At 44.0% G+C, this 11,564-nt stretch carries 7 protein-coding genes; 4 read left to right on the forward strand and 3 right to left on the reverse strand.

Annotation, left to right across the window (positions count from 1 at the left end):
• Nucleotides 1–254 (reverse strand): hypothetical protein (locus F6K51_RS32950; protein WP_293028924.1); only part of this gene is annotated, 254 nt, incomplete at its 3' end.
• 390 nt (nt 255–644) lie between these two features.
• Here F6K51_RS32950 and F6K51_RS32955 point away from each other — a divergent pair.
• The 3 genes from F6K51_RS32955 (at nt 645) to F6K51_RS32965 (ending at nt 10,114) form a co-directional block, all read left to right on the forward strand.
• Nucleotides 645–3,140 (forward strand): cellulose biosynthesis cyclic di-GMP-binding regulatory protein BcsB, encoded by a 2,496-nt coding sequence (locus F6K51_RS32955; protein WP_293028927.1) that lies wholly within the window; start codon nt 645–647, stop codon nt 3,138–3,140.
• Entirely contained in the window at nt 3,140–5,728 is a 2,589-nt protein-coding gene (gene bcsA / locus F6K51_RS32960) for a UDP-forming cellulose synthase catalytic subunit (RefSeq protein WP_293028930.1), read from the forward strand. Before F6K51_RS32955 ends, bcsA begins: the two co-directional genes overlap by 1 nt.
• Nucleotides 5,729–6,424: 696 nt before the next feature.
• Nucleotides 6,425–10,114, forward strand: a complete 3,690-nt coding sequence (locus F6K51_RS32965) for an NB-ARC domain-containing protein (RefSeq protein ID WP_293028933.1) — start codon at nt 6,425–6,427, stop codon at nt 10,112–10,114.
• A 1-nt stretch (nt 10,115) separates the two neighbouring features.
• On the opposite strand, the gene F6K51_RS32970 is transcribed toward F6K51_RS32965, so the two are convergent.
• The gene (locus F6K51_RS32970) at nt 10,116–10,280 is read right to left on the reverse strand and encodes a hypothetical protein (protein ID WP_293028936.1); all 165 of its coding nucleotides are present in this window, start codon (nt 10,278–10,280) and stop codon (nt 10,116–10,118) included.
• 172 nt (nt 10,281–10,452) lie between these two features.
• On the opposite strand from F6K51_RS32970, the gene F6K51_RS32975 reads away from it, so the two are divergent.
• Nucleotides 10,453–10,617, forward strand: a complete 165-nt coding sequence (locus tag F6K51_RS32975) for a plasmid partition protein ParG (protein ID WP_198954017.1) — start codon at nt 10,453–10,455, stop codon at nt 10,615–10,617.
• Between the two features lie 487 nt (nt 10,618–11,104).
• On the opposite strand, the gene F6K51_RS32980 is transcribed toward F6K51_RS32975, so the two are convergent.
• A complete protein-coding gene (locus tag F6K51_RS32980; RefSeq protein ID WP_293028942.1) occupies nt 11,105–11,464 on the reverse strand; it encodes a type I restriction endonuclease in 360 nt (119 codons plus the stop codon).
• Between the last annotated feature and the right edge of the window lie 100 nt (nt 11,465–11,564).

Below are 11,564 nucleotides of genomic sequence, written 5' to 3' on the forward strand. Positions count from 1 at the left end.
GTGGGAGTGGGGAGTCGGGAGTGGGGGGTGGGGAGTGGGGAGTGGGGAGTCGGGAGTCGGGAGTGGGGAGTCGGGAGTCGGGAGTCGGGAGTCGGGAGTCGGGAGTCGGGAGTCGGGAGTCGGGAGTCGGAAGTCGGGAGTCGGGAGTCGGGAGTCGGGAATATGGCATCAAAAATTCTCGCATTTGTATTTGAGTTGTAAACATAATCCCTCAGGCAAGAGGCAAGAGCCAAGAAGCCACAGGCAAGAGGCAAGAGCTATATAGAGATTTTTGGCAATGGAAAAAACTGTAATCGCTGTTTACAATTCATTTAGAAACCCGATACCAATCCAGGGATTTTCCTTAATGCATATAAAATTAAATTTGTCAACCCACTTTACTGAACTTTTATGGTAGCCACAATCTCCTAGAAGCCTGTGGTAAATTTAACTCAAAGACTGCGGAAGCTTCCCGATCGCAAAGGTTGGGATAAGAAGGATTCCGTTCCCCAATTCTCATCAGTCAAGGGTGTATCTGATTTTTATTCAACCGCTGGGAATCTAACTAGCTAGCTCCGGATTAGGTAGCGCTAGCCTTGTATGAATACCTAAACATCCCATGAGGCAATTTAATTTGTAATCAGAGTTAAAACTTCCTTCTGCTGATGAAACGCTTTTTTCGCAAGACTTTTGCCCATCTACCCAAAAAAACTCCTAGGTCACAGCCATCAGATGGTCACTCTAGCGCTAATCAAGCCTCTACTTCTGTGAGGTGTGATACTAAAGCAGATCATCGTCGGCATTCGTTCCAAAGATATTCTTTAGTCCTGCTATTATTCCTCAGCTGTAGTATTTCCATTGGGTTAAGCACAGGTTTAGTGTATGCCCAAAGTGATGGCAGTACCACCGATTCCAACAAAACCCTACGGGAGAGTACCATCGAGGAACTCAAGGAAAAATCTCAACCGACCTTTGCTTTACCTTCCCCACCAACTAAAGCTCCTGAGATCGATGCTCCTCCTGCTGGTCAGTACATCCTAGAATTCAATCGCAGCCCAGTAGTAGGGTCTCGTCTTAGTTTAAGAGGCATCTATGACGAGGCGCGGCTAGGGTTTACTCGTCCCCGAGATTGGCAACTCAAATCTGTCAAAGCCTTGATTCGCTTTCGCCATTCTCCAGCCCTCTATGCCACTCGCTCTAATCTTACCGTTCTAATTAATGGTGTTAGCGTTGGCAGTATTCCTCTCAACCGCCAGGAGGGGGAAATTGGGAATGTGCTCTTTAAGATTCCTATCGACCAACTCCGTAACTACAACCAAATCACAATTGCGGCGCTACAGAATAACTCTCCTACCTGTACTCAAGACCCCTATGATCCTTCCCTATGGACAGAAATTCTGCCGGATTCAAAAATAGTCTTTGATTTTGAACCCCAACCGGTTTCTCTAGACTTCAATCGCTATCCTTACCCGATCTTTGATGACCTGAGCCTAGAACCAAATCAAATTACTTATCTGTTGCCCAAGGAGATTAATGATAATTGGTTAACTAGCACTGCTCGTTTCCAAGCTTCCTTAGGTAGGCTAGCGGATTATCGTCCCCTGAAGACTTCCTTAGTGAAATCTGTCAAAGAGGCCAGTGGAACGGGGATTAATCGCTTTTCTGGTAATCGGTTGGTAATCATCGGCACACCAGAACAACAGCCAGAACTCAAATCCCTGAAACTACCCCTTCCTGTAGCAAACAATCAGATTATCGATGCTAAGGAAAAAGCCTTACCACCCGATGTCGGGGTCTTAATGTTAACCAGCACTCCTGGCAATCAAGCCGCAGTATTGGTAGCAACAGGTAATGGGCCAGAAGGAGTGGCGAAAGCAGTGCAGTTTTTAGTGCAATCCCAAGACCGTCAAATTGGTACCAGTCAAGTGATCTTAGTTGAAAAGCTCGACGAAGTGCCAACCCCTGCACCCCGTGATTGGCCAGACTATTTACCTCTAGAACCCACATTCAAGGTCAGCGACCTCAAAACTCCCTACAATCAGCCGATTGAGGATATCACAGTCAGGGGTTCTGATTCCCCACCCATTACGATTAACTTCCGGGCATTGCCGGATGATAAGTTTGAGGGGGATAACTATATGAACCTAATTTATAGCTACAGCCCCCAAATTAATCCCAAAACCTCAGTAGTGGAAGTCAAGCTAGATGGCATTGCCCTGATCGGCAAAAAGCTAACTTCCATCGATGGTGGAACTAGAGAATCCCTGAGGATTGCCCTGCCTAATGACAAAATTACCCCCTATTCTAAAATCCAGGTCGATTTTCGTCTTGATGCTCGGGAACGCCGCTCCTGTAGCAAAGTAACTGACCAACAGCTTTGGGGTACCTTGCACAGTGATACAAATTTTCAACTCCAGCGCACCAGTGTTGCCAAAGTGCCAGATTTGGGGTTGCTGAAAACGGGTTATCCCTTTGCTGCTCCTCAGGATTTATCCAATACCGTTATTGTGCTACCAAAAGACCCCTCAACTAGTGTACTGATGACATTACTAAAGTTCACTAACAGATTGGGACGGTTAAGCAAAGCGGAATCAATCCAGTTATCAGTTTACACCAAAGATTCTTTACCCACTGAGGAACGCAGTGACCATCATCTGGTAGGAATTGGTACTCAAGAGAAATTTCCTTTTCCCGAAATTTTATCCTCTAGTGGCTTGAAATTAAAAGATTTCTTGACACGGCAGCGCAGTGATAGTCAGATTAAAACCTGGTCTGATCATGATGGGGTGATCAAAGAAATTATCTCACCATGGAATAAAGAACGGGTGCTGCTTGCTCTAATTGCTCAAACCGAAAAAGGCTTAGATAAAGTCCAATATTTATTAAACCAAGACCCACTATTCTATCAAATCAAGGGAGACACAGTACTGATTAGTGCTAACTCTGAAAATCCCAATATTTATGAACAAAATTCTTATAATATGGAGTTTTTCCAGGAAAAGCGAAAGCGTCAACTGGAAAAACCTGAGTTGACTCAGCAAATTTTTAACTTCATAATAAGAAGTTGGTTGATGTTAGCTCCAGCTATTATAGCTGCTACCATGATTAGTTACGGTGTTATTCAGTTTTATCTACAAAAAATGGCTAGGGATAGAAATTAATGACTATTCCATTTTTAAAGATTAGGTCAAAACCGGGTCAAAAAGGCTTGGTGACCACACCCCAACAGCGAGAGAAACTAACAGTCTGGGTAGTGGAAGACTTCCCCTATATATTTGACCAGATTTTACAGTGGCTAAGTCGTCGTCAATTGCTGTTGCTAATTGGATCTTTACTATTGCTATTCATTCCTCTAATTACTGCTCGCCCACCAATTTGGCAACAAGGGTTGCTTGCTTTAATTGTGTTACTGCTGGGACGGGTGATTATTCAGATGGAGGAAGATAAACCCAATCGTAAAACCAGTGAATATCTCCACTTATTGTTGGTTTTACTTAGCGTTTTTACTAGCCTACGCTATTTTTATTACCGCACTCGATATACCCTTAATTTGGAAGGGTGGCTGAATATCGTTTTTTGCTTGCTGTTGTATGGAGCAGAATTCTATGCGATCGCCACCTTATTTTTGGCGTACTTTCAAACCTTAAAAATCAAAGAACGTCAAGCGGTTAGTTTAGAAAATATTCCCCAAGAGGAGTGGTTTAGGGTTGATATTTACATTCCTACCTATAACGAAGATATCGAAATTGTCCGCAAAACAACCTTAGGGGCTGTAGCCATTGACTATCCGGCTGATAAAAAATCGGTTTATGTCCTTGATGATGGCAGAAAGTATCCAGAGCGTAGGGAAAAGTTGCGCCAAATGTGCGAGGAGCTAGGCTGCGAACTACTGACTAGGAATAACAATGATCATGCTAAAGCTGGCAATATCAATACGGCTTTTCACAATACCAAAGGAGATTTAGTCCTTATTCTCGATTGTGACCACATTCCCGCTAAAAGGTTATTGAAGGAAACTGTTGGCTTCTTTTTTAACCCTAAGGTTTCCTTTGTCCAAACACCCCACTGGTTTTATAACCCAGACCCCTTTGAGCGTAATCTGCTCACAGAAGGCAGAATACCTGTGGGTAATGAACTGTTTTATAAAGTGCTGCAAAAGGGCAATGATTTCTGGAATGCAGCTTTCTTTTGTGGGTCTGCGGCTGTGATTCGGAAAAAGCACGTGCTGGAAATCGGAGGTATTGCTACCGAAACAGTTACCGAAGACTGCCATACTGCGTTCCGTCTCCACTCATTGGGTTACGAGTCGGTCTATTACGACAAGATTATGGTGGCAGGTTTAGCGCCAGAGAAATTTTCGGCCTATATCGGTCAACAGGTACGTTGGGCTAGGGGAATGGCTCAGATTCTGCGCCTGGAAAATCCCTTGTTCAACCGGAAGGTGAGGTTGAGCCTACCCCAACGGTTGTGCTACACGAGTGCCACAGCCCACTTTTTCTTCGGCTTCCCGCGATTGATGTATGCGATCGCACCCACTCTATTCTTATTATTTGGCATCAATTCGGTTAAGGGTCTGGGTTTTGAAACCTTGTGCTATGCTCTGCCTCACGTTATTTTATCGATGCAGACCAACCACATTCCCTACAAGCACGTCCGTTTCTCCTTCTGGAACGAGATTTTTGAATTTGCCCTGTCATTCCAGGCGGGAATTGTTACCCTCTTAGCTCTGATTAATCCTAAGTTAGGGTCTTTCAATGTTACCGATAAAGGGATGAATGTTACCAAGCGCAGCTTTGATTTTGATTCGGTCAAGTACCTGGTGTTAGTGACAGTAGTGGCTACTGCTGCCTTGTTAACTGTACCCCTGTGGCTATGGTTAAGACCGGAGGATAGCCAAGCGGTGATTGTTAATGTGTTTTGGTCTATCTTTAACTTAATCCTGCTGATGGCTGCTTGTCTAGTTGCTTTCGAGCAACCCCAACTCCGTCGTTCCCACCGGATGCCAAGGAAGTTAAAGGCTGTGATTCATACTCCACACCACAGTTGGAGAGGTGAAACCGTTAATATTAGTGAAAGTGGCGTCCAAATTCTGCTGAATACCAGACCCAACATCCCTGATGAAATCAGAGTGGAACTCGAAGGAGACTACGGACACAAGTGCTTGGTCCGAGGGCGGGTGATGCGAGAAGTTGCCATGGGGGAGCAGGTGAGGCTATATGTTGATTTTATTAATCTCACCCGTACTCAGCAAGATGATCTGGTGTTAGTTATTTATTCTGATGTCAATGAGTGGTATTCCCAGAGACGATCTGAGACAGACCATCCTCTGGAATCCCTTAAGTTTATTGCTACGAGTATCAGACGAGTCTTCCGTGAATTCCGACCAGCTAAAGAGACGAAGGTACGTCAAAAGATTCAAACGGCGGTGCAATTATATTGGGATTACTGGAAAAACTATTCCGTTAGCGCGACAATCACGGAAATTGGAACTCATGATTTACGGTTGGAATTAGATGGCAGGCAGATTAGCAATCTCGATATCATGCAGGACACTAAACCCATCGTCAGTTTACTGGTAACTCAAGAATCTAATAACTTAAAAGATATTAGTTTTTTGGCTAAGGTGCAAACTATAGAGCCAGTTGATAGCGGATCTGTTAATTCGATTGCGATCGAGTTAAGTTTCCCACAATCAATGGAAGAGCAGCAACAGCTCAAAATTCGACAGCTTCTGTATAGCTTGGATTGATAGTAAATGGAACAAGGAATAGGGAAAATGAACCTCCTGTTTCTTGACCTATCATAGTAACAGGTGTAATAACAGGTGTCAAGGCAAAATGAAAGATAAAACAGTGATGATTAGGTTGACTGACTTTGAAAAGCGACAACTTAAACAGGAGGCCGAACGCGCCCCGCGTGACCTACGGTCAATCGTAGAGGGATGACTTCCTCCGAGTTGCTCAGAAGCTTGATAGCTCGTTTCCCCGAACGCGCCCCGCGTCGGCGAAAGCCGAATCCCAAAGACCCTGTCCGCGATTCATCCCTGGAGACGAAACCGATAGATAGGGTCGCCAAAATCGGCAAAGTTTTCCGTTCGCCTACGGCGAATTTAATTCGCCACGGGTCACACCTGTTTTACCCATAACCGACTAACCATAAAGGCGACCCTATCCTTACGGTAACTTTAAACACTCATGGCGTAGCATTGAGATGTGGGGCTTCTCGCGGAGTCAGCTAAAATTCAGGTAACATTGTAATGTGGATTGGTCTGATTGAGGTAACTAGACCGATTTTTTTTTACCCTAAATTGCTGCACTCTCTACCAAATAAGCTTTTTCGGCTATTGTGTCACCCCCTGATCCATAAAACCTAACACCTACGACCTTAACTGTTAGTAAATCACAATATTCTATTATAGCAGAATAAACTATAATCAAAACCGTATATGAACCTTGAAGACGCTCTGGAATTCGCCAATGCCTTAGTGTTTGCAAAATCGGGGAATCATCTCACTGATTTACAGCAAGCCTTAATTGAGGCATCTTGGTCTTGGAAGCGTCAGAGTTATGATAATATTGCAGATACCTATGGCTATGCCCCGACTTACCTCAAACATGATGTCGGTCCCAAGCTGTGGAAACTTCTCTCAGAGGCTTTGGGGGAAAGAGTCAGTAAAAAGAACTTTCGCTCAGCAATCGAACGAAGGTGGCGCACTCAACAGGAAACTAGCTCCTCGAACCAACAGGTAACTAGAGAAGAAACAGATGGGATTGGCCTAAGGCCACGCTACAGGAACGCAAAACCACGTCAAGATTGGTCAGAAGCCGTTGATGTTCGTTTCTTTTATGGAAGACAATCAGAACTAGCCCAGTTGCAGCAATGGATTCTGACAGAACACTGTCGGCTAGTGGCCTTGTTAGGTATGGGCGGCATGGGCAAAACCTCCCTCTCCATCAAGCTTGCCCAACAACTCCAAAACCAGTTTGAGTTTGTTATTTGGCGCTCCCTACGTAATGCTCCTGACCTATCAGAGATTTTGACTCAGTTGCTGAGATTTCTATCCAATCAGCAAGATATTGATTTACCAGATACCACAGACGATAAAATTTACCGACTGCTGAATTATTTACGCTCCCACCGCTGTTTGCTAGTTCTCGACAATATGGAGACAATTTTACAAGGGGGAGCTCAAAGCAATGCTGCTGGACATTATCAAGCTGGATATGAAGAATACGGTCAACTATTGAGACGGTGGGGAGAAACCTCCCATCAAAGCTGCTTAGTACTAACCTCTCGGGAGAAGCCTCAAGAAATTGGACTGCTAGAAGCAGAAGTTCTACCTGTTCGCTCCCTACAACTAAGTGGCTTAACAACCGCTGAAGGACAAGAAATTTTTAATATAATCGGGTCTTTTCAAGGTGAAGAAAGGGAATGGAATCAGTTAATTACAGGGTATTCTGGTAATCCCTTAGCTCTAAAAATTGTGGCCACAACAATTCATAAATTATTCGCGGGTAATATTGCAGAATTTTTAAATCAAGATGCGATAATATTCGGTAATTTTAAAAATCTTTTAGATCAGCATTTTGCCCGATTAAGCGATCCAGAACGAACAGTAATTTTTTGGCTCGCCATCAATCGAGAAGAAGCCTCATTTGCTGACTTACGAGATGATATATTCCCTCCTGTCCCACCCCAACAACTGATCGACACCTTGGAATCCTTGGAACAGCGATCGCTTGTCGAAAGAAAAGCGTCTTTGTTTTCCTTACAACCGGTGGTGATGGAATACGTAACTGAACGCTTGGTTGAGCAAATCTGTGAAGACGTTATTGCTGGTGTAACCGCCATTAATAACACTAATAACAACTGGGAAAATTCCCTATTTAGGACTCATGCTCTCCTCAAAGCTCAGACCAAAGATTATCTTAGAAATACTCAAATTCGTCTAATTATCAAACCCATTGTAGAGCGTCTACAGATTGCTTTAACTGGTAAAGCTAACCTAGAAACCCATCTAAATCAGATTCTCGACACTCTTAGAGGCAAACCTGCCTTAGCCATTGGCTACGCTGGTGGAAATATTATTAATCTCCTTTGTCAACAGCAAATCTGTTTAAAAGGCTATGATTTTTCAAGAGTTACCATTTGGCAAGCTTATCTACAAGGGGTGGATTTACAAGATGTCAATTTCGCTCACTCCGATTTATCTAAGTCAGTGTTTACTAAAACCTTAGGAGTAGTATTTGGGGTAGCGTTTAGTCCTGATGGTAAGCTTTTAGCTACTGGAGATGTGGAAGGTCAGTTGCGTTTATGGCAAGTCGAGAATGGTAAGCCAATTTTAATTTGCAAAGGTCATACCGGTTGGGTTTGGTCTGTGGCCTTTAGTCCTGATGGTAATACCCTAGCCAGTTGCAGTAGTGACAAAACGATTAAACTATGGAATGTCAGCACAGGTCAGTGTATTAAAACTTTAGAAGGCCATACCAGTTCTATTTGGTCAGTAGCATTCAGTAGGGATGGTAAAACCCTAGCCAGTGGTAGTGATGAATCAACAGTAAGGCTGTGGGATGTAAAAACTGGTGAATGCCGTCAGGTATGTCAGGGACACACCGGTCAAGTCCTTGCGGTGGCCTTTAGTGCAGATGGTAAAACCTTAGCCAGTGCTAGTGATGACCAGACAGTGAGACTGTGGGATTTTAGTACTGGTGAATGTCGCCAGATCTGTCATGGTCATACTAATCGGATTTGGTCTGTTAATTTTAGTCCCGATGGTGCTATCTTAGCCAGTGCAAGTGCTGACTTTACCATTAAATTGTGGGACCGATGCACAGGTGAATGTCTCAACACCTTAACTAACCATAGCGATAGAGTAAGGTCGGTGATGTTTAGTGCAGATGGGCAAACCCTAGTCAGTGGCAGTGATGACCAGACGGTGAGACTGTGGAATGTCAGCAGTGGTGAATGCCTGAACTACCTACAAGGACACACCAATTCTATATTTTCAGTGGCATTCAATCGGGATGGTCGAACGGTAGCTAGTGGCAGCAGTGACCAAACCGTACGTCTATGGAATAGCAAGACAGGTCGATGTCTTAAAATTCTACAAGGATATACCAATTCAGTATTTTCAGCAGTATTCAGTCCCAATGGTCAACAATTAGCCAGTGCCAGTACTGACAAAATGGTCAGGTTGTGGGATGTCAGTAGTGATAGCTGTTTAAAGAGACTGGAGGGACACACCGGTTGGGTGACTTCTGTGGCATTTCATCCCAATGGTGAAATTCTCGCTAGCAGCAGCGCTGACCAAACCATACACTTGTGGTCAGTGAGAACAGGTCAATGCCTGAAAGTATTGCGCGGTCACTCCTATTGGGTGCAATCCGTTAGCTTTAGTCCTCTTGGTGAGATTCTTGCCAGTAGTGGTGATGACAAAACCATCCGGTTATGGGATGTCAATACTGGTGAATGTTTTAAGATATTACGGGGTCACACCAGTTGGATTTGGTCTGTTACCTTCAGTCGAGACGGTCAAACCCTAGCCAGTGGTAGTGAAGACGAAACCATACGCTTATGGAATGTCAGCAGTAGTGAATGTCTCAAGGTTTTACAGGGTCACACTAGTCGAGTACAGTCGGTAGCGTTTAGTCCTGATGGCAAAACCCTAGTTAGTAGCAGTGGAGACCAAACTGTTCGGGTTTGGGATGTTAGGACTGGGGAATGTGTCAAGATTTTACGAGGCCATAGTAAAGGCGTCTGGTCTGTCGCCTTTAGTCCTGATGGTGAGTTGATTGCCAGTGGTAGCTTAGATCAAACCATTAGGCTTTGGCAAGCAAGTACGGGTAACTATCTGAGAACCTTACATGGTCATAGGAATTCAGTACGGTCATCGATTGGGTTTAGTCCTGTAAAACATCAAGATCACCAGGGTAGGTCTGATCAAGAACAGGTGAGCAGTTATTGGCTTACCAGTGGCAGTAATGATGGGACTATTAAAGTTTGGGCTACTCACACAGGTCAGTGTATTAAAACCCTGATTCCTGATCGACCTTACCAAGGTATGAATATCACAGGGGTTACGGGTTTGACCCTAGCACAGAAGTCAGCACTGGAAGCGTTGGGGGCGCTGAGTTGATCTAGAGAAGATGGGAACGAAACACGAGTTCAAATTGGGTGTCAGGGATTCGCTGACGGGATCCTTCTGTATAAGAGCAAGTGCGGTAGCGACCGATGATTACCCATTGGGTTGGGGGAACTAGAGGAGTCGCTGCCCAAGGCTGGAGGTTTTGTGGATAAGCCATAATGTAGCTATCTCCGTTGAACAATCGAGTAGTAGCCAGCCGATGAACTCTGAAGCGTCGGCGCGCGGGCTTTCCCCATCCTACCTCATCCCTGGGAAAATAAATTTATAAATTTTGTAAAAAAAATCATTGATGCCAGAATGGAGTAAAGTTGTTTACTGGTAGTAGGACAGTGGCTGAAGAATCAATACGGGTTTATCTATCCAAAGATAAAAAAAAGAACTTTAAAGCAGCTTGTGTTATGCAAGACAGGGACATGAGCGATGTTGTCAATGAATTAATTGACAAGTGGCTTGATCAAAATGGCGTATATATACATGGAGAAAAGGAGACATGAATAAATACTGAAGTGCTATCGGTAATAGCTTTACAGACTTATGCGTTCGCGCAGCGTCGGGCTTTGCCCGAATCGCATTTCAGTATCTCTTGTTGTATCTCATTTTGATGCCTTACTATAATCCTTTTAAGTCTGGCATTAAAACCATGCTTAGCCAGCATACTATGACCAAAAAAATTTGGGTTTAAAGCCCCGTCCTTTTAGGACGGCTTTAAGCTATTATTGATGTTAGCGGTAAAGGGCACACATAAAAAGCGAAGTAGGTCTAGCGGACGGCTTCTAATCCGGAACCCTGGTAGCAAAAATCCGCGCATCTTGTACAAATGTGGAAGCTGGGCAAGAGAAATTAAAAATCTCCACCACCTAGTACCGCTGGGCGCAATTAAAAATTAAAAATTCTTCAATGGTTACTATAGCGTTTTCACATCTGATGTTAAAGCGCTATACTTCCTTGTTTATCTCAGAGCTGACAGTTATCAGCTGTCAGTCATTGACGTACTAACTGACCTAAGTGTTTTAATATTCTCGCGACAGTATATAGATCATTGCCACGATTCAGCAGAGAGAACTGATTAGAAAAAGCATATTGCAGTTTATCTTGTCGAATCAGTTTTATAAAAATAAATTCACCGCCATTCGTGACAAATCCGAAAGCAGGCTTTTGTAGCTCAGGATTAGCCAACATATAAGCTAGAGCTTGTGGTATCCCTACCTTTAAAGAGTATTCTGCTCGTTTCGCTTCAATCACCACTATCCAAAACTGAGGTTGACAAATCAAAATATCAATTCGTCCCCTGACAATCGTTTGCTCATCTTCCGATGAAATTTGTACGTCTTTGTCAGCCAAGCAATAACAATCGGTCCGAAACCTGATTCAACCGTCCCTAGCAACGTAGCCAGCTCCTGATCTTCCCCTACACCCGTCACCCCACACCCCACACCCAGTA

Source organism: Moorena sp. SIO3I8 (assembly GCF_010692325.1).
Lineage (GTDB): Bacteria > Cyanobacteriota > Cyanobacteriia > Cyanobacteriales > Coleofasciculaceae > Moorena.

Excerpts from the sequence above, each read along its gene's own strand:
- F6K51_RS32965 (WP_293028933.1), top strand. The coding sequence starts at position 6,425 with ATGAACCTTGAAGACGCTCTGGAATTCGCCAATGCCTTAGTGTTTGCA.
- F6K51_RS32955 (WP_293028927.1), top strand. The coding sequence starts at position 645 with ATGAAACGCTTTTTTCGCAAGACTTTTGCCCATCTACCCAAAAAAACT.
- bcsA (WP_293028930.1), top strand. The coding sequence starts at position 3,140 with ATGACTATTCCATTTTTAAAGATTAGGTCAAAACCGGGTCAAAAAGGC.
- F6K51_RS32970 (WP_293028936.1), bottom strand. The coding sequence starts at position 10,280 with ATGGCTTATCCACAAAACCTCCAGCCTTGGGCAGCGACTCCTCTAGTT.